Annotated in this window: 18 protein-coding genes; 8 read left to right on the plus strand and 10 right to left on the minus strand. The window is 73.2% G+C overall.

The window, feature by feature from the left end:
- Positions 1-79: 79 nt before the first annotated feature.
- Positions 80-1,675, plus strand: coding sequence for a DUF5691 domain-containing protein (locus tag AC069K_RS26675; RefSeq protein ID WP_478620751.1), 1,596 nt, complete (start codon positions 80-82; stop codon positions 1,673-1,675).
- 522 nt (positions 1,676-2,197) lie between these two features.
- On the opposite strand, the gene AC069K_RS26680 is transcribed toward AC069K_RS26675, so the two are convergent.
- Complete coding sequence (locus tag AC069K_RS26680; RefSeq protein WP_365103770.1) at positions 2,198-2,611, minus strand: coenzyme B12-dependent isobutyryl CoA mutase small subunit; 414 nt, start codon at positions 2,609-2,611, stop codon at positions 2,198-2,200.
- A gap of 353 nt (positions 2,612-2,964) precedes the next feature.
- On the opposite strand from AC069K_RS26680, the gene AC069K_RS26685 reads away from it, so the two are divergent.
- Both AC069K_RS26685 and AC069K_RS26690 read left to right on the plus strand, forming a co-directional pair.
- Entirely contained in the window at positions 2,965-3,828 is an 864-nt protein-coding gene (locus tag AC069K_RS26685; protein WP_478620619.1) for an esterase/lipase family protein, read from the plus strand.
- Positions 3,829-4,081: 253 nt separating this feature from the next.
- On the plus strand, positions 4,082-5,542 hold the full coding sequence (locus AC069K_RS26690; RefSeq protein WP_478620622.1) for a M23 family metallopeptidase: 1,461 nt from the start codon (positions 4,082-4,084) through the stop codon (positions 5,540-5,542).
- A 99-nt stretch (positions 5,543-5,641) separates the two neighbouring features.
- Here AC069K_RS26690 and pcrA read toward each other — a convergent pair whose 3' ends face one another.
- A complete protein-coding gene (gene pcrA / locus AC069K_RS26695) occupies positions 5,642-8,107 on the minus strand; it encodes a DNA helicase PcrA (protein WP_478620625.1) in 2,466 nt (821 codons plus the stop codon).
- Positions 8,108-8,326: 219 nt separating this feature from the next.
- Between pcrA and AC069K_RS26700 the strand changes: the two genes are divergently transcribed.
- On the plus strand, positions 8,327-9,490 hold the full coding sequence (locus AC069K_RS26700) for a C40 family peptidase (protein WP_478620628.1): 1,164 nt from the start codon (positions 8,327-8,329) through the stop codon (positions 9,488-9,490).
- 37 nt (positions 9,491-9,527) lie between these two features.
- On the opposite strand, the gene AC069K_RS26705 is transcribed toward AC069K_RS26700, so the two are convergent.
- Entirely contained in the window at positions 9,528-9,881 is a 354-nt protein-coding gene (locus AC069K_RS26705; protein WP_365103759.1) for a hypothetical protein, read from the minus strand.
- A 326-nt stretch (positions 9,882-10,207) separates the two neighbouring features.
- Between AC069K_RS26705 and AC069K_RS26710 the strand changes: the two genes are divergently transcribed.
- The gene (locus tag AC069K_RS26710; RefSeq protein WP_478620630.1) at positions 10,208-11,287 is read left to right on the plus strand and encodes a C40 family peptidase; all 1,080 of its coding nucleotides are present in this window, start codon (positions 10,208-10,210) and stop codon (positions 11,285-11,287) included.
- Here the strand turns inward: AC069K_RS26710 and AC069K_RS26715 are convergent.
- From AC069K_RS26715 to AC069K_RS26725, 3 genes are all read right to left on the minus strand, one after another.
- The gene (locus tag AC069K_RS26715; protein ID WP_365103753.1) at positions 11,251-12,387 is read right to left on the minus strand and encodes an alpha/beta hydrolase; all 1,137 of its coding nucleotides are present in this window, start codon (positions 12,385-12,387) and stop codon (positions 11,251-11,253) included. The genes AC069K_RS26710 and AC069K_RS26715 overlap by 37 nt on opposite strands.
- A 184-nt stretch (positions 12,388-12,571) precedes the next feature.
- The gene (locus AC069K_RS26720; RefSeq protein ID WP_365103751.1) at positions 12,572-13,273 is read right to left on the minus strand and encodes a response regulator transcription factor; all 702 of its coding nucleotides are present in this window, start codon (positions 13,271-13,273) and stop codon (positions 12,572-12,574) included.
- Positions 13,270-14,550, minus strand: coding sequence for a PspC domain-containing protein (locus AC069K_RS26725; protein ID WP_358833024.1), 1,281 nt, complete (start codon positions 14,548-14,550; stop codon positions 13,270-13,272). The genes AC069K_RS26720 and AC069K_RS26725 overlap by 4 nt, the downstream gene beginning before the upstream one ends.
- A 287-nt stretch (positions 14,551-14,837) precedes the next feature.
- On the opposite strand from AC069K_RS26725, the gene AC069K_RS26730 reads away from it, so the two are divergent.
- Both AC069K_RS26730 and AC069K_RS26735 read left to right on the plus strand, forming a co-directional pair.
- Positions 14,838-16,193, plus strand: a complete 1,356-nt coding sequence (locus tag AC069K_RS26730; protein ID WP_478620635.1) for a PspC domain-containing protein — start codon at positions 14,838-14,840, stop codon at positions 16,191-16,193.
- Positions 16,180-16,446 carry a hypothetical protein gene (locus AC069K_RS26735; RefSeq protein WP_478620637.1) on the plus strand — a complete coding sequence of 89 codons (267 nt, stop codon included), beginning with the start codon at positions 16,180-16,182 and terminating at the stop codon, positions 16,444-16,446. The genes AC069K_RS26730 and AC069K_RS26735 overlap by 14 nt, the downstream gene beginning before the upstream one ends.
- Here the strand turns inward: AC069K_RS26735 and AC069K_RS26740 are convergent.
- From AC069K_RS26740 to guaA, 4 genes are all read right to left on the minus strand, one after another.
- Positions 16,350-16,880 carry a DoxX family protein gene (locus tag AC069K_RS26740; RefSeq protein ID WP_478620640.1) on the minus strand — a complete coding sequence of 177 codons (531 nt, stop codon included), beginning with the start codon at positions 16,878-16,880 and terminating at the stop codon, positions 16,350-16,352. The genes AC069K_RS26735 and AC069K_RS26740 overlap by 97 nt on opposite strands.
- A 107-nt stretch (positions 16,881-16,987) precedes the next feature.
- On the minus strand, positions 16,988-18,232 hold the full coding sequence (locus tag AC069K_RS26745; RefSeq protein WP_478620643.1) for a hypothetical protein: 1,245 nt from the start codon (positions 18,230-18,232) through the stop codon (positions 16,988-16,990).
- Positions 18,233-18,352: 120 nt separating this feature from the next.
- Positions 18,353-19,156, minus strand: a complete 804-nt coding sequence (locus AC069K_RS26750) for a class II aldolase/adducin family protein (RefSeq protein WP_365103737.1) — start codon at positions 19,154-19,156, stop codon at positions 18,353-18,355.
- A gap of 117 nt (positions 19,157-19,273) precedes the next feature.
- Positions 19,274-20,872, minus strand: a complete 1,599-nt coding sequence (guaA, locus tag AC069K_RS26755; RefSeq protein WP_358835325.1) for a glutamine-hydrolyzing GMP synthase — start codon at positions 20,870-20,872, stop codon at positions 19,274-19,276.
- 313 nt (positions 20,873-21,185) lie between these two features.
- On the opposite strand from guaA, the gene AC069K_RS26760 reads away from it, so the two are divergent.
- Entirely contained in the window at positions 21,186-21,473 is a 288-nt protein-coding gene (locus AC069K_RS26760) for a chorismate mutase (RefSeq protein WP_358835326.1), read from the plus strand.
- Positions 21,474-21,522: the final 49 nt, after the last annotated feature.

Genomic DNA, 21,522 nt, shown 5'->3' on the forward strand with positions numbered 1-21,522 from the left:
GGGGCACGCGCAGGTGCGGGAACACATACGGGGAGGGGAGGGCGCGCAGATGGCGCCGAGGTACGGAGGGGAGGCCGCCATGGCCGCTGCGGCCGGGGAGCGGGACGGTTCCTGGGAGGAGCTGGTCACCACCGCGCTGCTCGGCACCGAGCGGCGGCCCGCCGCCGGGGAGCCGGCCGCGCTCCTTGACGAGGCGGCGCGGCAGACCGTCCGCCGCCGGGCGGGCCTGCTGCCCGCGCCCGCGTCCGTACGGCCGGAGAGGGCGCCGGAGGACGGCCGGCCGCCCCTGCCGGAGGCCGCGCGGCGAAGGCTGGGACAACTGCTGGCGGACCGTTCGGCGTCGGCGCACTCCGGGGGGCGGCGCGGGGCCGCGCCGGATCTGGCGGAGCTGCTGCCGCAGTGGCTGAGCGCGGCCTCCGAGCGGGGGTTCCGGGCGCCTGCGGAGCTGCTGCCCGCGCTGCTCGACGCGGCCCGGGCGCGTACGGACCTGCGGCCGCAGGCGCTCGCGTTCGCCGGGCCGCGCGGGATGTGGCTGGCCCGGCTGAACCCGGAGTGGCGGTTCGCGCTGCGCGGCGGGCCGGGGAGCGCGGCCCTGCCCGACGTCTCGGACCCCGAGGCGGTGCGGCGGCTGTGGGAGGAGGGGCTGTTCGCCGAGCGGGTGGCGCTGCTGGCGGCGGTACGGGCGTACGAGCCGGGGGCCGCGCGGGAGTTGCTCGCCGGGACCTGGGCGGCCGAGCGGGCGGAGGACCGGCTGATGTTCCTCGACTCGCTGCGGACGGGGCTGTCCGGGGAGGACGAGCCGTTCCTGGAGCAGGCCCTCGCCGACCGCAGCCGCAACGTCCGGGCCACGGCCGCCGAACTGCTGTCGGCGCTGCCCGCCTCCGCGCTGGCCGGGCGGATGGCGGCGCGGGCGGCGTCGTGCGTCGCGCTCGACCGCTCGGGGGACGGGGGCGGGGCGCGGATAGCGGTGGAGGCACCGCACGAGTGCGACGCGGCGATGCAGCGGGACGGGGTGGCGCCCAAGCCGCCGACCGGGCGGGGGGAACGGTCGTGGTGGCTTGGCCAGTTGGTGGAGGCGGCCCCGCTGGGGGGCTGGGTCGGGCGGCTCGGGGGGCGTTCGGCGCGCGAGATCGTGGCGCTGCCGGTCGCCGACGACTGGGGGGACGAGCTGCACGCGGCGTGGTGCCGGGCGGCGGTGCGGCAGGGTGACGCGGAGTGGGCGCGGGCGCTCCTGGGCACCCCGTCCTCGCCGCCGGGCGGCAATGCGGGGACGGTGTCGCTGGCCGAGCGGGCCAAGCTGCTGTCGACGCTGCCGGAGGAGGAACGGGCGGAGTGGGTCGCCGCGTTCATCGCCGCGCACGGGTTGTCGGAGGCGTTCCAGTTGCTGGGGGTGTGCCTGGTGCCGTGGTCGGCGGGGCTGGGGCGGGCCGTGGTGGACGCCTTGGAGATCGCGCGGGACGCCGGCAGCTATCCGTGGAGCTTCAGTGGGGTGATGGGGCTGGCGGAGCGGTGCCTCGATCCCGCGGAGGCGGGGAGGCTGGAGGGGTTGACGGCTGTGCCGGTGGAGGAGGAGGGGGCTTCGCCGGGGGCGGGGGGGTATTGGGCTGAGGCGTTTCAGCGGTTGGTGGGGACGTTGGGGTTGCGGGGGGTGATGCTGGGGGAGTTGGGGGGTTGATTTCCCCACCCCGCCCCTTCCCGTAACCCTCCGGGGGGTGAGGGGGCCGAAGGTAACGTCCCACCGGGCTCCGCCCGGGAATCCCTCTCTCGTCTGCGGACCGTGCTGGGTTGCCCGCGCAGTTCCCCGCGCCCCTGAGGAAACCCCCCGCACCCGGAACAGCCGCCTCAGCCACAGACCTTCAGGACCGCGAGGAACCGCCCGACCAGCCACACACAACCCGCAGACGACCACCGGCCCCTCAAGGGGCGCGGGGAACTGCGCGACCAGCCCACCACCGACCCGCAGCCGAAATCCGAGCCCCGAAGGGGCGCGGGGAACTGCGCGACCAGCCCACCACCGACCCGCAGCCGAAGTCCGGGCCCCCGAAGGGGCGCGGGGAACTGCGCGACCAGCCCGCCACCGACCCGCAGCCGAACCCCCGGCCGGAAAGGGGCGCGGGGCACTGCGCGGGTCCGTCGCCTGCCGGACCGCAGGCGGCGGCGGGGCGGCGGGGCGGCCCCGTGGGTTGGGCGGGGCGGTCTACGCCCCGGTCCCCGCCCGCACATTCCCCCGCACCCACTCCACGATCGACGTAGTCGTCGCCCCGGGCGTGAAGATCTCGGCCACGCCGAGGGACTTCAGCGGGGCGATGTCCGCCTCCGGGATGATCCCCCCGCCGAAGACCTTGATGTCCTCCGCCTCGCGCTCCTTCAGGAGTTCGATGACCTTGGCGAACAGGGTGTTGTGGGCGCCGGAGAGGATGGAGAGCCCGATCGCGTCGGCGTCCTCCTGGATCGCCGTGTCGACGATCTGCTCGGGCGTCTGGTGCAGACCGGTGTAGATGACCTCCATACCCGCGTCGCGCAGCGCCCGCGCGATGACCTTGGCGCCCCGGTCATGCCCGTCGAGCCCCGGCTTGGCCACCACCACGCGGATCGGACCGGTTACACCCATCACTGCCTCCACACGAGGTGAACAACCTGAAACAACCTGAAGTGAACGAACGTTATCTACAGCATCGCGCACCCCGCAGTTTCGCGGACGCCGGGGAGGGGGAAATCACACGGTGGGACTTGTTCGTTTTGGTCGCCGCACCCCGCACCCGGTGGTCCGCCGCCTGTCGGCGCGACCGGACGGGGACGGCGCAAGGGGAGCCGCTCCGAAGAAGCCGGACCGCCGTGCCGTCAGCCGCGCAGCACGGTGGTCCGGCCCATGGCGTTCTGGACGAGCGCGTTTTCGCGACGGCGCCCCATGAGGGCACACGGGGGGACGGCGCTCCTCCCGGCGTGCCGTTCGGGAGGCCGTCCGTGCCGTTGTTTCCGCCCCTTCCCTTCAGTCTCCTTCCCTTCAGTCTCCTTCCCGCCAGTCTTCTCCCCGCCCGCCTGCGCCGCGCCTGGGTCTCCGCCGCGATGCTGCGCGCCGCCGCTCTCGACCTCGCCGTTCTCGCCGGCCATCTCGTCCTCTATCCCTCCGGGATGGCGGCGGAGCGACGGGAAGGGGTCCCGGACGGCGCCCCCCGGCTGCCCACCGCCGGGCGCGCCCGGCCGCCCGTCGTGCTGCTGCACGGCTTCATCGACAACCGCTCGGTCTTCGTCCTGCTGCGCCGCTCGCTGTCCCGGCACGGCTGGCGCCACCTCGAATCCCTCAACTACTCCCCGTTGACCTGCGACATCCGCACCGCCGCCGAGCTGCTCGGCCGCCATGTCGAGGAGATCCGCGCCCGCACCGGGCACACCGAGGTGGACATCGTCGGGCACAGCCTCGGCGGTCTGATCGCCCGCTACTACGTCCAGCGCCTCGGCGGCGACGCGCACGTCCGTACGCTCGTCACGCTGGGTACCCCGCACGCGGGCACCCGCTCCGCGCAGATCGTCAGCGCGCACCCGATCGTCCGCCAGATGTGCCCCGGTTCAGACGTGATCGAGGAGTTGCGCGGGCCCGCGCCCGGCTGCCGGACGCGGTTCGTGAGCTTCTGGAGCGACCTCGACACGCTGATGGTCCCGGTGGAGACCGCCCGTATCGACCACCCCGATCTGATCGTTCAGAACGTACGGGTGTCGGGCATCGGGCATCTGGCGCTGCCGGTCCACCCGGCCGTCGCGACCGGGATACGGGAGGCCCTTCAGACGGAGAACTCCGGTGACGCGCGAGGCGTTTTCTCCGTCGCCTGACGCGAGCGGGAGGCGGCGTCCTGTACCCCCGCCGCGCCCTCACATTCTCGAACAAGCCTCGAACGCAAGACCAAGCCTCTGCCCACGGTCCGCCGAAAGGCGTCGATTGCCCGTTTCCTCATCCAATAAAACCTGCGGAAGATTGTCGCTGTCGCGTACCGCCGGGTACAGTCGCGCCACTGCTTCCCCCACCGGGAGCCCCTCCCCAGGGCCCTCGGACCCAGGTCCTGTTGCCGAGGCGAGAGAGAAGTTGGTGACTGACCAGCACGCCCACGCCGGGTACGCCGGATACGACGGCCATTCCACGGCGGACGCCACCGGCGCCCTCGACACCGACCCGCTCTTCGGTGCTCTCCCCGGCGGTTACGACACAGGTCATACCGGCACGTACGACACGGGCCAGTGGAACGCCTACGGCGCGCAGCAGTACCAGCAGCAGACTTCGTACGACACCACCGGCCAGTGGACGATCCCGGCGCAGGCGGCCGGGCCCGACGTCACGGGGCAGTGGGACGCCGGCGCCTGGAACGAGGCGCAGCAGACCGGGCAGTTCGAGACCACCGCGTTCGCGTACGGCGCCGCCTACGACACGACCGGGCAGTGGACCGTGCCCGGCGCGGGCTACGCGGCGGGTGCGTACGACGAGACCGGGACGTACAACACGGCCGCCTGGAACGTCGGCGTCGAGAGCATGGGCGGGCACGGCACGCCGCCCGCGCAGGCCGACGGTGGGCATGAGCAGGCGTACGAGCACGGGTCCGCGAACGGGTACGACAGCGGTTACGAGGGCGAGCGGGACGAGACGCGGGCCGAGAGCACCGCGCAGTTCCCCGCGCTCGACCTGGACGCCGGCCTTCCCGAAACACCGTCCGCCGAGGGGGAGTTGGACTCCGCGGGCGCCGAGGACGCCGAGGACACGGCCGAGCCGCTCGTCGCGGTCGCCGCGCCCGGCCCCGGCCGCCGCCCCGCGGGCAACCGCAGCCGCCGGCGCAGCCCGGCCAAGCGGTCCGCGCTGCTGACCGTCGCGGTGCCGTCCGTGTGCGTGCTGGGGGCCGCCGGGGTCGCTGCCGCCTCGGTGAGCGGGCTCGGCGGTGAGACCAAGGACGCGAACACGGCGGTCATGGCCTCCGACCCGGCCTCGGTCAAGCCGGTCGCCGCCAACAGCAGGCTGGACACCCAGCTCGCCAACCTCAGCGCGGAGGCGGGCGACTTCGCCGACCGCGCCAGCCGCACGCAGGAACGTCTCGACCTCAAGGCCCGCCAGGCCGCCGAGAAGCAGCGCAAGGCCGAGGCCGCCGCCCGCAAGGAAGCCGCGCGCCCCAAGTTCCTGCTGCCGGTCGATCAGCGGGGCCTGAGTGCCTATTACGGCCAGGCTGGCGTCAACTGGATGTCGGTCCACACCGGCATCGACTTCCCCGTCTCGTACGGCACGCCGGTGATGTCCGCGACGGACGGCACCATCCGTACGCAGTGGAACAGCGCCTACGGCAACATGGCCATAGTGACCGCGCCCGACGGCACCGAGACCTGGTACTGCCACCTCTCCAGCACCAAGCTGCGGTCGGGGCCGGTCAAGGCCGGTGACGTCATCGCGTACTCGGGCAACTCGGGCAACTCCACCGGTCCGCACCTGCACTTCGAGGTGCGTCCCGGCGGCGGGTCGCCGATAGACCCCCTGCCGTGGCTGCGCGGCCACGGACTCGACCCCACCTAGGCCGGGGCCGAGGAGCCGAACCCGCCCGCTCCGCACGGACGCGGAAGCGGGCGCGGGAGCGGGCGCGGGAGCGGGCGCGGGCGCGGGAACGGCAGCGCTCTACAGCTTCTCCACCGGCGCGTAGCGCAGCAGCAGCTTCTTGGGGCGCTCGTCGCCGAAGTCGATCGTGGCCTGCGCGTCCGAACCGGAGCCGGTCACCGACACCACCGTGCCCAGACCGAACTGGTCGTGGGTGACGCGGTCGCCGATGGTCAGCGCGATCACCGGCTTGTCGCTGGTGCGCCGGGTCGCGAAGCCCGACGGACCCGACCGCGCCCGCGAGGAGGAGACTCCCCCGCCCAGGCCCTTGCCCGAGACCGGCCCGGCCGGGGCGGCCATCGGTCCGGTGCGCTTCCACTCCAGGTGCTGGCCGGGGATCTCCTCCAGGAACCGGGACGGCGGGTTGTACGAGGGCTGGCCCCAGGCGCTGCGCATCGAGGAGCGCGTCAGATACAGCCGCTCGCGGGCGCGGGTGATGCCCACGTACGCCAGGCGGCGCTCCTCCTCCAGCTCCTTGACCTGGCCCAGCGCGCGCATGTGCGGGAAGACGCCGTCCTCCATGCCGGTCAGGAACACCACCGGGAACTCCAGGCCCTTGGCGGTGTGGAGGGTCATCAGCGTGATGACGCCGGAGCCCTCCTCGTCCTCGTCGGGGATCTGGTCGGAGTCGGCGACGAGGGCGACCTGCTCCAGGAACTCGGCGAGGGTGGGAGTGGGCGCCTCGGCGCCGTCGGTCCCCTCCGCCTCGCCGCGCGCCTGCTCGAACTCCAGGGCCACGGCGGCGAGTTCCTGGAGGTTCTCGATCCGGGTCTCGTCCTGCGGGTCGGTGGAGGCCTGGAGCTCGGCCAGATAGCCGGTCTGCTCCAGGACCGCCTCCAGTACGACGGCCGGGCCCGCGCCCGAGTCGACGATCGTGCGCAGGTCGTCCATGAGCTGGTTGAAGCGCTTGACGGCGTTGGCGGAGCGGGCCGCCATGCCGTACGCCTCGTCGACGCGGCGCAGCGCCTGCGGGAAGGTGATCTTCTCCCGCAGCGAGAGCGCGTCGATCATGGCCTCGGCGCGGTCCCCGATGCCGCGCTTGGGCACGTTCAGGATGCGGCGCAGCGGGACCGCGTCCTCCGGGTTGGCGAGGACGCGCAGATAGGCGAGGACGTCGCGGACCTCCTTGCGCTCGTAGAAGCGCACTCCGCCGACGACCTTGTACGGCAGGCCGACGCGGATGAAGATCTCCTCGAAGACACGGGACTGGGCGTTGGTCCGGTAGAAGATCGCCACGTCACCGGCCTTGGCGTCGCCCGCGTCGGTGAGCCGGTCGATCTCGTCGGCGACGAACTGCGCCTCGTCGTGCTCGGTGTCCGCCACGTAGCCGGTGATGCGGGCGCCCGCGCCCGCGTCCGTCCACAGGTTCTTGGGGCGGCGGCTCTCGTTGCGCTCGATGACCGCGTTGGCGGCGGAGAGGATCGTCTGCGTGGAGCGGTAGTTCTGCTCCAACATGATCGTCGTGGCGTCCGGATAGTCCTCCTCGAACTGGAGGATGTTGCGGATCGTGGCGCCGCGGAAGGCGTAGATGGACTGGTCGGCGTCGCCGACCACGCACAGCTCGGCGGGCGCCTCGTCCTTCCCGGCCGGGCCGACCAGCTCGCGCACCAGGGTGTACTGCGCGTGGTTGGTGTCCTGGTACTCGTCGACCATCACGTGGCGGAAGCGGCGGCGGTAGTGCTCGGCGACGTCCGGGAACGCCTGGAGCAGGTGGACCGTCGTCATGATGATGTCGTCGAAGTCCAGCGCGTTGGCCTCGCGCAGCCGCGCCTGGTACATCGCGTACGCCTGCGCCAGGGTCTTCTCGAAGCCGTCGACGGCCTGCCCGGCGAAGGTCTCCTCGTCGATCAGCTCGTTCTTCAGGTTCGAGATCTTGGCGCTGAAGGACTTCGGCGGGAACTTCTTGGGGTCGAGGTCCAGGTCGCGGCAGACCAGCGCCATCAGCCGCTTGGAGTCGGCCGCGTCGTAGATCGAGAACGACGAGGTGAAGCCGAGCTTCTTGGACTCGCGGCGCAGGATGCGCACACAGGCGCTGTGGAAGGTCATCACCCACATCGCGTGCGCGCGCGGGCCGACGAGCTGCTCGACGCGCTCCTTCATCTCGCCCGCGGCCTTGTTGGTGAAGGTGATCGCGAGGATCTGGCCGGGGTGGACCCCGCGGGTGGCCAGCAGGTGGGCGATGCGGTGGGTGAGCACGCGGGTCTTGCCGGAGCCCGCGCCGGCCACGATGAGCAGGGGGGAGCCCGCGTGGACCACGGCCGCGCGCTGGTTCTCGTTCAGCCCCTCCAGGAGGGTCGCCGAGTCGACCACCGGGCGCGGGGCGCCGTCCCGGTAGTACGCGTCGTGGCTCGGGGGTGCGTCGAAACGGCCCTGGAAGAGGTCGTCCGGCACCTCCTCGCGGACCGGGCCGTCCTCGGGCGGGGGCGGGTGCTCCTCCTCCGAGGGGTGGAGGTCCGCCAGGAAGCTGTCGTCAAAGAGGCTGCTCATCGTCTCCCGAGTCTAGGACCCCGGTCCGACAGCCCGCTCCCGCCTTCGCGGGAGACGAACCAACGACTACGGAGGGTAAAGGTCACGGGAATGTATCGGGCCTGTCGGACATCAACCTTCCCAGTGACCGCACGAGTTGGCTAGCGTGCCGCCTCAACCGGGAACGCCCCCGTCCGGGGACCGCACCCGCTCGGCACGATCCGTAAGGAGGTGTCGGCCTTGCCCTCCCACCGCAAGCCGCGCACCCGCATACGTCCGGCCGCTCCCGCCGTCGGCATCACCACGGCCGCGCTCGCCTCGGTGGGCCTGCTGGCCCAGAGCGCGGGCGCGTCGCCCGGCAGCCCGGAGCCGACGGTCGAGGAGGTCCAGCGCAAGGTCGACGACCTCTACCGGCAGGCGGGCACGGCCACGGAGACGTACAACCGGGCCAAGGAGGCCACCGAGGTCCAGCGCGCCAAGGTCGACGGCATGCTCGACCAGGTCGCCCGGGGCACCGCCCGGCTGAACGACACCCGCCGGGTGCTGGGCTCCTACGCCGCCGAGCAGTACCGCACGGGCGGCATGGCCTCGACCGCGACCCTGATGCTCGCGGACGACCCGCGGGCCTTCTTCGACCGCGACCACCTGATGAAGCAGCTGACCGGCCGCGAGGAGCGGGCGCTGCGGGACTTCGAGACCCAGCGGGCGGGCGTCGCGACCCGGCGCGCGGAGGCGGCCCGGGGCCTGGAGCGGCTGACCGCCTCGCAGGAGGCGCTGCGGGCCGGCAAGAAGGACGTGCAGTCCAAGCTGGCCGCCGCGCGCACGCTGCTGGGGACGCTGACCGCGCGGGAGAAGGCGCGGCTCGCGGCGCTGGAGGCCGAGAAGCGGGAGGAGGCGCGGAAGAAGGCGGCGGAGCTCGCCGCGCACCAGGCGGCGGCCAGGAAGGCGGCGGAGGCCGCGGAGGCGGCCGAGGCGGCGAAGAAGCCCCCGAAGGCGCCGGGTACGGGCACAGGGGCGGGGTCGGGGTCGGGCGCTCCGTCCTCCCCCACCACGAGCACCAAGGCCGCCCAGGCCCTCGCGTTCGCCCGCGACCAGATCGGCAAGCCGTACGTGTGGGGTGCGACCGGGCCGTCCTCGTACGACTGCTCCGGGCTCACCCAGGCCGCCTGGAAGGCCGCCGGGGTCGATCTGCCGCGCACCACCTGGGACCAGGTCAAGACCGGCACCCGGGTGGCCACGGACGATCTGCGCCCCGGTGACCTGGTCTTCTTCTACGACGACATCAGCCACGTCGGGATGTACATCGGCAACGGGATGATGATCCACGCGCCGAAGCCGGGGGCGTACGTCCGCGAGGAGTCGATCTACTACATGCCGATCTACGGGAGCGTGCGCCCCGCGTAGGGGGCGGTGGTGTGCGCGCCCTTGCGCGCGCCCGCGCTTACGTCCAGAGCGTCGCGATGAAGATGTTGGCCACGGTCAGCCCGCCCACCGCGCCGAACAGGGCCTTCTCCACCTTCTCGTCGTCGCGCTTCACATAGACCAGGCCGAGGATCACCACCAGGACCGCGAGCTTCAGGCCGATCTTGGCGGTGTTCACCGCGTTGTCGTCGGCCTGGTTCAGGCCCACCAGGGCCACGCCCGTGACCAGCATCGTCAGCGCGCCGTGCAGCATCGCGGGCACGAAGCGCGCGGTCCCGGCACCCATCGCCTTCATCTGGGTCAGGAAGCCGCCCAGCAGGGAGGCGATGCCGATGATGTGCAGGGCGACGAAGACATTGATGAGTACGTCCATGGTTCGCGAGCCTAGCCACCGCGTAGCACGGCGCTTCGGGCAGGTGGGCCCCGTCCGGCTCCCCGGTCACAGCGGCATCGGGAAACGGGCCCACCCGATAGCGGAGCGGTCACATTCGGTCATGTAGGCACCGGAACAGAACACTTCACCGCTTCGCGTCACTCCCCCGTGTGGCCCAGGTTTAGCGTCCTCCCCCAGGCGACCGACTCCCCATCGCCGCTCCCTCGGGGGGCGGCAGACGGTCGCCGGCCGAGAGATCCGGCGGCGGGCCGTTCCCCCTGTGCGGTCCGTCGCCGGGTGCGCACGGAAGGACGTGAAGGCACCTAGTGGCTGCACATCGAAAGCCCAGGCAGCACCCGCTCACCGGCCCCGCCGCCCGCACCGCGGCCACCCTCGCCCTGGCCGGGGCCGCCACCGCCACCGCTTTCGAGGGCTCCGGACACGCCGAGCCCCGCCTGACCCCGGCCCAGGTCAAGGCCAAGGTGGACAAGCTCTACCAGGAGGCCGAGGTCGCCACCGAGGCGTACAACGGCGCCAAGGAGAAGGCGGACGACGCCCAGCAGGCCGTCACCGCGCTCCAGGACGAGGCCGCGCGCAAGGCCGACAGGCTGGGCAGCGCGCGCAACGCGCTGGGCTCCATCGCCACCGCCCAGTACCGCACCGGCGGGGTCGCCCCCGCGCTCCAGCTGATGCTCTCGTCCGACCCGCGTCGGTACCTGGACGACGCGGCCTTCCAGGAGCGGGCCGGGGACCGGACGGCGAGCGCCGTCGCCGGGGTCCGCAGGCAGCTCGCCGAGCTGAAGCGGCTGCACACCGCCGCCGACGGCCGCCTCGCGGAGCTGCGCGCCCGGCAGGCCGAGCTGAAGCGCCAGAAGGAGACCGTCACCTCGAAGATCGAGTCGGCGCGGGCGCTGCTCGCGCGGCTGACCGCCGAGGAGCGCCAGGCGTACGAGAGCGAGGACGGCGCCCGGACCGGCGCGGGCACCCCCGGCCGCGCGAGCCGCTCCTCGGCCTCCGGCGCGCCCGTCTCGGCCCCCGCCGGGCTTCCCGCGCCCAGCGGCCGGGCGGCGGCGGCCGTCGCGTACGCCTACGGCGCGCTCGGAAAGCCGTACGTGTGGGGCGCGACCGGGCCGTCCGCGTTCGACTGCTCGGGGCTGACCCAGGCGGCCTGGGGCGCGGCGGGCGTCTCGCTGCCCCGGACCACGTACACGCAGATCAACTCCGGCGCCCGGGTGTCCCGTTCCGGCCTCGCCCCCGGTGACCTGGTCTTCTTCTACTCGGGCATCAGCCACGTCGGGCTCTACGTCGGCGGCGGCCAGATGATCCACGCGCCGCACCCGGGGGCGCCGGTGCGGATCGCGCCGATCGATCAGATGCCGTTCGCGGGGGCGACCCGGCCGGCCTGACCGAGCTCCCGGGTGAGCCAGCGGAAGACGTCGGGCACCTGGCGCTCCCACACGCTGCTGCGGTGGCCGCCGCCGTTGAGCCGGACGACGTGGACGGTCGTCGGCGCCTTGGCGGCCTTCTTCAGGGCCAGCCCGTCGTTGTAGCCGTCGCCGAGGTCACCGGAGACGAACAGCGAGGTGTGCGGCGGGGTCTTGGCGTTCTTGAGGATCCACAGCGGGTTGGACTCGCGGCGCAGCTTCGGGTCGTGCGCGGTGATCGACGCGCCCTCGGCGGCCGGGTCGTTGTAGCCGGAGAGGTCGACGCCGGCGCGGTAGCGGTCCGGGTGCGCGATCGCGAGCCTGGCGGCGCAGTGGCCGCCCGCCGAGTACCCGGCGACGGCCCAGCTCTCGGGGCCGGTGGCGGCCCGGAAGTTGTCGGTGACCATCTTCCGTACGTCCACGCTGATCCAGGTGTCGGCGTTGACGGTGCCGGGCACGTTGGCGCAGCCGGTGTCGCGGCCGTCCAGGAGCGTGGTGCGCGGCGAGACGAGGATGAACGGCGCGACCTCGCCGCGCCGCATCATCGGGGTGAGCTGGCGCTGGGTGTGCAGCGAGCCGAACCAGGCGCCGATGGAGCCCGGGTAGCCGGGCAGCAGCTCGACCACGGGGAACGTCTTGTCCTTGTAGGCGGGGTCGTTGTACTGCGGCGGCAGCCAGACCGCGACGTCGCCCTCGACTCCGGAGATCGCGCCCTTGAGCGTGGTCTTCATGACGCCGTCGCCGACCTTGCCCTTGTACTCCTTGAAGACCTGCTTCACCTTGGGCGCGGACGCGGGCTCGCGGCCGCCGGTGCCGTCGGGGCCGAGGTCGGGGGCGGCGTTGACGTGGTTGCCGGTGCCGAGCAGGTCGTCCCAGGTGTCGTAGAGCCCGTTGGCGTTGTTGACCAGCACGAAGACCACGAGGACGGCGGTGAACTGGGCGAACAGCAGCATGAGCAGCCGGGAGGCCCCGCGCACCACGGCCGGGCCGCCGATCCTGCTCCACAGGAACAGGGGCAGCAGCAGGGCCGCCACCGCCACGAGGACGGCGGTCAGCAGGAAGGGGGTACCGGTCAGGCTCATCACGGACGGGAAGAGCCGCTTGACCTGGCGGGAGTTGCCCCGCTTTGCGAGTCCTTTACTCTCGCGGCGGCCGCCCCCGGGGCCACCGGTCCAGCGACGCCCCCGCCGGGCCGGCCCCCGGCCCGCCGCCCCCGCCCCGCCGGGTCAGCCCTGCCAGCGCACGGCCCGCCCCCAGCCCGGCCCCTCAGACCAGCCGCCGGGCCGTGGCCCAGCGCGTCAGCTCGTGCCGGTTGGACAGCTGGAGCTTGCGCAGGACCGCCGAGACGTGGGACTCGACCGTCTTCACCGAGATGAACAGCTGCTTGGCGATCTCCTTGTACGCGTAGCCGCGGGCGATCAGCCGGAGCACCTCCCGCTCGCGCTGGGTGAGCCGGTCCAGGTCCTCGTCGACCGGCGGCGCGTCCGTCGAGGCGAAGGCGTCCAGGACGAAGCCCGCCAGACGCGGCGAGAACACCGCGTCGCCCTCCTGGACCCGGAAGATCGAGTCGATCAGGTCCGTCCCCGTGATCGTCTTGGTGACGTAGCCGCGGGCGCCGCCCCGGATCACCCCGATCACGTCCTCCGCCGCGTCCGAGACGGACAGCGCCAGGAAGCGCACCGGGTTCTCCGGATCCGCCATCAACGGGGCGGAACGGCGCAGGACTTCCACGCCGCCGCCGCCCGGCAGGTGCACGTCGAGGAGGACGACCTCCGGCCGGGTCGCCGTGATCACGGTGACCGCCTGGTCCACGTCGGCCGCCTCCCCGACGACCTCGACACCCGTCTCCTCGGTCCGGCCGATCTCGGCCTGGACGCCCGTGCGGAACATCCGGTGGTCGTCGACCAGGACGACCCGCACCCGCCGCTCGGCACCGCCCTGGCCCTGCTGGGACTGCTCCGTCGTCATCCGTCCGCCCTCTCCATCTCCAGCTCGACCTCGGTACCCCCGCCGGGCACCGCCCGCAGCCGTGCCGTTCCGCCGTTGCGCTGCATCCGGCCGATGATCGATTCTCGTACGCCCATGCGGTCGCCGGGGACCGCGTCCAGGTCGAAGCCGGGGCCCCGGTCCCGTACGGACACGAAGACGGTACGGCCCTCGACCTCCGCGAAGACCTGGACGGCGCCGCCCTCGCCACCGTACTTGGCGGCGTTGACCATCGCCTCGCGCGCGGCCTGCATCTGCGCCGACAGCCGTTCGTCGAGCGGGCAGTCGCCCACGACCACGACCTCCAGCGGAACCCCGTGCTTGTCCTCGACCTCGGCCGCGGCCTTCTTCACCGCCTCGGCCAGGGTCTCCGGCTCCTCCGACTCGTCCTTGCCGGTGCCCTCCGGTTTGTAGAGCCAGGCCCGCAGCTCCCGCTCCTGGGCGCGGGCCAGGCGCCGCACCTCCCCCACGTTCTCCGCGTTGCGCTGGATCAGGGTGAGGGTGTGGAGCACCGAGTCGTGCACATGGGCGGCGACTTCGGCGCGCTCCTGGGCGCGGATGCGCATCAGGCGCTCCTCGGAGAGGTCCTGGGTCATCCGGACGAGATAGGGCCCGGCCAGCAGGGCTATGCCCGCGAGGACGGCGAGCGCGGCCGTCAGGACGTTGCCGAGCTGGGCGGCCGAGCCGCGCACCACCACGAACCCGGTGAAGCCCGCGCCGACCAGCGCGACCCCGGCCAGCCCCCGGGCCAGCGGCAGCAGCCGGCTGCGCCGGGCGCCCTCGGTCCAGCGGGCCCGGCGGGCGTTGTCCGCCTGGCGCCACACCAGGATCACCCCGGCGCCGACCAGGAGCGTGGGCCAGATGTAGGGGCTGGCCCAGCCGCCCACGTTCACATTGCCCACGAAGATCGCCGCGCCGACGCAGAGCGCGATCAGGGCGACGATCTGGCCCTTGTCGGGCTTGCGCAGCCGCCGGCGGCCGTCGGGGCTGACCTCGAACGCCGAGCGCGGCTCGGCCGCCGTCCCGCCCAGGCCCAGGGGCACCACGAACCAGAACACCGCGTACAGCAGCGCCCCCAGGCCGTCGATCATGAACAGGCCGAGGAAGACGATCCGCACCCAGACGACCGGCAGCCCCAGGTGCCCGGCGAGGCCCCGCGCCACCCCACCGAGCATCCGGCCCTCGGCCGAGCGGTAGAGCTTGCGCACGGGGGGTTCGTCGGCCTCGGGGGGCGCGGTTCGGGGAGCGGCGACTGGCATGGACCGATCGTCACACGTCCGGGCGGCCGCGGGCATCAGGGTTGGCCCCCAGAACGCCCCTGATCCGCGGTCCCCGCGGGAGGGAGGGGCGATCCCCACGCGGGGGAAACGGGGCCCCCGGTCCGGGGGAACGGGACGCCCCCGCCCGGGGGAGCGGGGATCCCCTCCCGGGGGATCCGTTCTCCCCCGCCGGGGGGAGGCCCCGGCTCCGCATCAGGGGCAATCTCAGGGAGAGGCCAGGGTCGAGGCGGGTGCCGGACCCGCCGACGGCCCGTCACCATGGAGTCATGACACCGCCGACCGAGACCCCCGTCGCGCCGCCGGACCCGGACCCGGGTCCGGCGCCCGCCGCGCCGCAGCTGCGCCGCAGCGGACACAACAAGGTGATCGGCGGCGTCTGCGGCGGTCTCGGGCGGTACTGCGACATCGACCCGGTGATCTTCCGGGTCGCGCTGGGCGTGCTGACCGTCACCGGCGGCCTCGGCCTGCTCTTCTACGGGTTCGGCTGGCTGCTGCTCCCGCAGGACGGCGAGGAGGAGAACGAGGCGCGCCGGCTGCTGTCCGGCCGGGTGGAGGGTCCGGCGCTGGCCGCCGTGCTGATGGCGCTGGCGGGCTGCGGGATCTTCCTGTCCATGCTGAGCAACGGCTCGGTGATGAGCTTCGCGTGGCTGCTGACGCTGGCCGTCGCGGGCGTCGGCGTCTGGTCCCAGCGGCGCTCGCTCACGCCCGCGGACGCCCCGCCGGACGCGGTGGGCGCCCCGGCCGCACCCGGGACCGTCTCCCCCGCCTTCGGCCCCGGCGCGGCCCCGCCCGAGACCAAGGCGCCGCCCACCCCCGCCTCGCCCTCGTGGTGGCGCGACCCGATCGTCAAGGACGGCACCACGGGCCCGGTCGGCACCGGCTATCTGTGGGGCGCCGACGACGCCGACCCGGCCGTCGGCCTCGGACCCGCCGGGGCGCGTGCCGGGAAGACGGACCGGGCCGGGAAGGCGGCCGACCGGGCCACCCGGGGTCCGCGGGCCATCGGCGGGTTCGTCTTCCTGCTCGCCCTGCTCGCCGCGGGCGCCGGAACCGCGGGCGCCTGGAGCCACCAGCCGCTGGGCACCGCCCTCCAGATCGGCCTCGCCGCGGCCCTCGTCGTCTTCGGTCTCGGCCTGGTGGTCAGCGCGTTCGCGGGGCGCACCGGGTTCGGCACGCTCTTCATGGCGGTCCTCACGGCCGCCCTGCTGGCCGGGGCCTCGGCGCTGCCCAAGACCATCACCACCGAGTGGACCAGGACCGACTGGGCCCCGGCCGCGGCCGCCGACGTCCAGCCGTCGTACGCGCTGGGATCGGGCGAGGGCACCCTCGACCTGAGCAGGGTCGTGGTGCCGTCGGGGCAGAGCGTGCGGACGCGCGCGGAGGTCGGCGCCGGGCGGCTCAAGGTCCTCGTGCCCCTGGGCGCGACCGTGAAGGCGCACATCGTGGTGGGCATCGGCGATGTCCAACTGCCCACCGAGAAGCCGGAGGACGTCGACATCCAGCCCAACCAGAAGAAGACCGTGACCCTGGCGCCGCCCGCCGGGGCGAAGCCGGCCGGGACCCTGGAGCTCGATCTGCACGTCTCCATCGGACAGGCGGAGGTGGACCGTGCCGCGTCATGAGTTCCGGCCGGGCCGGCTGCTGGCGGGCGTGGTCATGCTGGCCACCGCCGCCCTGTTCGGGGGCGACGCGGCCGGCGCGTGGCAGACGCCCTGGTACGAGGTGATCCCGCTGGTCTGCGGCGGGCTCAGCGCCGCCGGCCTCGCCAGCTGGGCGGGTTACGCGGTGCGCAGACGGCGGCGCGACGCCAGCCAGGCGTCGGCGGACAGCAGCGGCGTCCCGGCGAGCACCAGCGGCAGCCAGGCCATCAGATAGGCCAGGTCGTTGCCGTAGTAGTAGGGCGTGGTCGCCCAGCTCACGGTCAGCCACAGGCTGAGCGAGATCAGCGCGCCGCCGAGCGCCGCGAGCCGGCCGAACAGGCCGATCAGGATGCCCGCCCCCACGGCCACCTCGCCGATGGCGATGGCGTATCCGAAGCCGACCGGGCTCTTGAGGGCGAGGTCGACGAGGGCGGGGATCGCGGAGCTGTCGCGCACCGAGTGCATCAGCTCCCCGAGCGAGCCGCTGCCGCTCGCCTTGAGGCTGGGGGTGCCGCCGGTCATCTTGTCGAGCCCGGCGTAGACGAACGTGACGCCGAGGAAGACGCGCAGCGGCAGCAGCGCGTATCTTCCGGCCGTCTCCTTCAGCCCCCGCAGGCCCCCGCCGGTGGCCGTCCCGCCCCGCGTCCGGGGGTGATTTCCGTGTGCCATCGCCGTTCCCGCCTTCCGTAACCCCTGTCACCAGACCATACGTACGGAAGCCGTGGCGGGCTCAACCGGTTCACCGCTCAACCGGTTTCCCCGGTGGCGGCGCCGGTTCAGTCGGTGACGTCGATCGTCACCCGGTTCGTCTCCAGGCCCGCCGCCGTGATCACCCGCACCTCCACCCGCCCCGGCTCGACGTCCACCGGGACCGGCACGGTCAGCACGGTGTCGCTGGGGTTGGCGAAGCCGCCGGCGACCGGGACCAGCGGCACGTGGACATGGACGGCGCCGATCCGCACGACCATCCGGGCGAGGCGGTCGGGGGTGCCCGCTCCGGGCGGCACGAATCCGACGCCGCGGATCTCGATGTCGTCTCCGGTACGGATCGGCGCGTCCAGATCGCCCGCCTCGCGCGCCCGGACCACCGAGAGCACGACGGGACGACCGCCTTCGGCGTACTTCCCCGCGAAGTACGTCAGCGCGGACACGGCCACCAGGAAGGCCAGCGCCCACGGCAGATCGGGCAGCCGGTCGGGCCGCCGGGCCAGGCGTACGGCGGCGAAGAGCAGAGCGACGGCGCAGACCAGGACGTACTGGACGTCCGCGAAGCTGCCGCGCCCGGCGTCGTCGGTGAGCAGATCGGCGGCGCGCGGCCGCTCCGCGCGCACCTTCTGGAGCCGCTGCCCCGCGATGCGGACGGCCACCACCCGGCGTACCACCACGGTCACCGCGCTGACCAGCGCGACCACCGCCAGCAGCCCCGCGCCACGGGAGAGTCCGAGGCCGTGGATCAGCGCGTCGCGCTCCTTCGCGCCCGAGGCCCCCGCCAGCCGTACGGCCAGGAGCAGCACCGCGAAGGCCACGAGCAGCATCCAGGCGGCGGCCACGGCGCGCGAGGTGGACAGCCGGTTGTCCTCGCCGACGACCGGCGCGAGGACTCCGCCGCGCGCCCGGTGCAGCCACCCCGCGCCGCTCAGGACGACCGCCGCCACCAGGGCGGCGACCAGACCGGCGGTCCTGGCCCGGTTCCAGCCCGCGCCGATCGCGGTGGACGACTCCACCAGGGCCAGCACCGCGACGCCCGCCCACACCACCGCCAGGGTGGCCCGCCAGACCGCCGCGGGCCAGGCCTGCCCCGCCTCGCGGCCCCGTTCGGCGAGCGCCCGGGCGGACTGGGTGAGCTCGTCCGACACCCACTGGCGGGACGCCCCGGCGGAGTGCGCCACGGCGGCGGGCAACCCCTCCCCGGCGGCGAGACCGTCGCGCTTGGCCAGGAACGCCGCCACCGCGCGCCGGTGACCGTCCCGCGCTCCGGGACCGCAGTCACCACCGCATTGCCGAGCCTCCTGCACCGCCACGGAAATCTCGCCCTTCCCTCAAGTCCTGCCGACTGTCAGGGAATTGTGCCGTACGAAAACCATCCCCCGGACGACAGAGGCACGCGCGGAGGGTGATTGACGCACCATCAAATTGACGGACTACGACAGCAGTTCGGGCTCCGACTCGCTGATCTGCCGCCACAGCGGCTGGTAGTTGATCCATGCGACGAGGTCGCTGCCCAGCTGGTCGCGGGTGGCGACGGCGTCCCGGCGGGCGATGGGCACGGGCTTGCCGGCGGCCCGCGCCAGCAGCTGCACCTCGGCGCAGCGCTCCATCGAAAGGAACCACCAGGCCGCCGCGTCCACCGAATCGCCCACGGTCAGCAGCCCGTGGTTGCGCAGGATCACCGCCTTGTACGCGCCGAGCGCGGCCGCGATCCGGCGCCCCTCCTCGGCGTCGACGACCACTCCCGTATAGGCGTCGAAGAGGGCGTGGTCCTCGAAGAAGGCGCACGCCTCCTGGGTGTACGGCTCGATCAGCTCGCCCAGCGCCGCCAGCGCGCGCCCGTGCACCGAATGGGTGTGGGCCACCGCCACCACATCGGGCCGGGCCCGGTGCACCTGGGCGTGGACCGCGAACGCCGCCTGGTTGACGTGGTGGCGTCCCTCGACGACCTGGCCCTCCCCGTTGACCATCACCAGCTCGCCCGCGGTGACCCGGGCGAACGGCACCCCGAACGGGTTCACCCAGTAGCAGTCCTCGAACTCCGGGTCGCGCGCCGATATGTGCCCCGAGACCCCCTCCTCGCAGCCGGCCCGCGCCAGCAGCCGCAGGGCCCCGGCCAGCCGCTCCCGGCGGTGCCGGCGCTCCTCGGCGGCGGTGGGGTGGACGGACGGCAGGGTGAAGTGGAGCCGGTCCACGGGCACGGGGGCGGGGGCGGGCCGCTGCGGGAAGTCGGTCATGGCGGGGAAGTTACCGCGCGTTCTCGCAGGTGAACAGAGTCGTGCGGGAGCGGATACGACGGCGCCGCCGCCCCGGGATCCGGGACGGCGGCGCCGCTTCTCCGTCACTCGGGAGTGCTACTCCCACTCGATCGTGCCCGGCGGCTTGCTCGTCACGTCGAGGACGACGCGGTTGACGTCGGCCACCTCGTTGGTGATACGCGTCGAGATCCTCGCCAGCACGTCGTACGGCATCCGCGTCCAGTCCGCGGTCATGGCGTCCTCGGAGGAGACCGGGCGCAGCACGATCGGGTGGCCGTAGGTGCGGCCGTCGCCCTGGACGCCGACGCTGCGGACGTCCGCGAGCAGCACGACCGGGCACTGCCAGATCTCGCGGTCGAGACCCGCCGCCGTCAGCTCCTCGCGGGCGATGGCGTCGGCCTCGCGCAGCAGGTCCAGACGGTCCTTGGTGACCTCGCCGACGATGCGGATACCGAGGCCGGGGCCGGGGAACGGCTGGCGCTGGACGATCTCCTCCGGCAGGCCGAGCTCCTGGCCGACCATCCGGACCTCGTCCTTGAACAGCTTGCGCAGCGGCTCGACGAGCTGGAACTCCAGGTCCTCCGGGAGCCCGCCCACGTTGTGGTGCGACTTGATGTTGGCGGTGCCGGTGCCGCCGCCGGACTCGACCACGTCCGGGTACAGGGTGCCCTGGACGAGGAAGGCGACCTCTTCGCCGTCCGCCGCGCCCTCGGCCACGATCTCGGCCTGGGCCTGCTCGAAGACGCGGATGAACTCGCGGCCGATGATCTTCCGCTTGGTCTCCGGGTCGGAGACGCCCGCCAGCGCGGTGAGGAACCGCTCCTGCGCGTCGACGACCTTCAGCTGGACGCCGGTGGCGGCCACGAAGTCCTTCTCGACCTGCTCGGTCTCGCCCTTGCGCATCAGACCGTGGTCGACGTACACGCAGGTCAGCTGGGAGCCGATGGCCTTCTGGACGAGGGCCGCGGCGACCGCGGAGTCCACGCCGCCGGACAGGCCGCAGATGGCGCGCTTGGTGCCGACCTGCTCGCGGATGAGGGCGACCTGCTCCTCCACGACGTTGTGCGTGGTCCAGGTGGGCTCGATGCCCGCGCCCCGGTAGAGGAAGTGCTCCAGGACCTGCTGGCCGTAGGTGGAGTGCATCACCTCGGGGTGGTACTGCACGCCGTACAGCTTCTTCTCGTCGTTCTCGAAGGCGGCGACCGGCACGACGTCCGTGGACGCGGTGACGGTGAAGCCCTCGGGCGCGGCCGAGCAGGCGTCGCCGTGCGACATCCACACCGGCTGCTCGGTGGGCGTGCCCTCGAAGAGCGTGGAACCGGCCTGGGTGACGTGCAGGGGCGTGCGGCCGTACTCGCGCGCGCCGTTGTCGTCGACCGTGCCGCCGAGCGTCGTCGCCATCAGCTGGAAGCCGTAGCACATGCCGAAGACCGGGACGCCGGCCTCGAAGATCTCGCGCTCCAGGACGGGGGCGCCTTCCGCGTAGACGGAGGACGGGCCGCCCGAGAGGATGATCGCCTTCGGGTTCTTGGCCAGCATCTCGGCGACGGGCATCGTGCTGGGCACGATCTCGCTGTAGACCCGGGCCTCACGGACGCGGCGGGCGATGAGCTGGGCGTACTGGGCGCCGAAGTCGACAACGAGGACTACGTCCGGGTTGGATGCGGGCGCGGCAGCTGGGGACGCTGATGACACTGGCGGCCTTCCGGCGGTGGGAGGGGGTCTGTATTCGATTCTACCGGGCAGCGGCGCGGGACCTTTCGTCTCACCATCCGAACCGGGATTGGCCCGGCCCGGGGCCGTCGGTCCATACTGTCGCCATGCGCGAGCACCAGACCTTCGTCTTTACCTATGGCACCGGCCCGTCCGGCTGCTGTGGGTTCGTCGGCTCTGCTGCTTGAGCAACCGACCAGACACTTCCCAGAGCGCCCCGGGCCGACAAGGCCCGGGGCGCTCTGGCGTTCGCGGACCGTGTCGCCCCGGGGCACCGGAACCCCGAGGAGCCCCCATGTCCGTCACCCCCGCCGAGAAGACCGGCGCCCGCACCGACGAGGCCGCCACCGTGATCACCGGCGCCCGTGAGCGCATCGACGCGCTCGACGACCGCATCATCGGCCTGATCCAGGAACGCATGGCGGTCTCGGCCGTCATCCAGGAGTCCCGGATCGCCTCGGGCGGTCGCCGGGTGAACCTGAACCGCGAGATGGAGGTCCTCGCCCACTACCGCGACGCCCTGGGCAAGCCGGGCACGGCGCTGGCGATGACGATGCTGGAGCTGTGCCGGGGCCGCATCTGAGGCCGGTACGTGTCCGGGCCCGGCCCGCTGTCCATCTGCCTGTCCGTCT

This window comes from Streptomyces sp. NPDC043908, assembly GCF_056435525.1.

Coding starts and splice junctions, on each gene's coding strand:
- AC069K_RS26750 (WP_365103737.1), bottom strand. CDS start 19,156: ATGACCGACTTCCCGCAGCGGCCCGCCCCCGCCCCCGTGCCCGTGGAC.
- pcrA (WP_478620625.1), bottom strand. CDS start 8,107: ATGAGCAGCCTCTTTGACGACAGCTTCCTGGCGGACCTCCACCCCTCG.
- AC069K_RS26720 (WP_365103751.1), bottom strand. CDS start 13,273: ATGACGACGGAGCAGTCCCAGCAGGGCCAGGGCGGTGCCGAGCGGCGG.
- AC069K_RS26730 (WP_478620635.1), top strand. CDS start 14,838: ATGACACCGCCGACCGAGACCCCCGTCGCGCCGCCGGACCCGGACCCG.
- AC069K_RS26760 (WP_358835326.1), top strand. CDS start 21,186: ATGTCCGTCACCCCCGCCGAGAAGACCGGCGCCCGCACCGACGAGGCC.
- AC069K_RS26715 (WP_365103753.1), bottom strand. CDS start 12,387: ATGAGCCTGACCGGTACCCCCTTCCTGCTGACCGCCGTCCTCGTGGCG.
- AC069K_RS26680 (WP_365103770.1), bottom strand. CDS start 2,611: ATGGGTGTAACCGGTCCGATCCGCGTGGTGGTGGCCAAGCCGGGGCTC.
- AC069K_RS26675 (WP_478620751.1), top strand. CDS start 80: ATGGCCGCTGCGGCCGGGGAGCGGGACGGTTCCTGGGAGGAGCTGGTC.
- AC069K_RS26705 (WP_365103759.1), bottom strand. CDS start 9,881: ATGGACGTACTCATCAATGTCTTCGTCGCCCTGCACATCATCGGCATC.
- AC069K_RS26725 (WP_358833024.1), bottom strand. CDS start 14,550: ATGCCAGTCGCCGCTCCCCGAACCGCGCCCCCCGAGGCCGACGAACCC.
- AC069K_RS26740 (WP_478620640.1), bottom strand. CDS start 16,880: ATGGCACACGGAAATCACCCCCGGACGCGGGGCGGGACGGCCACCGGC.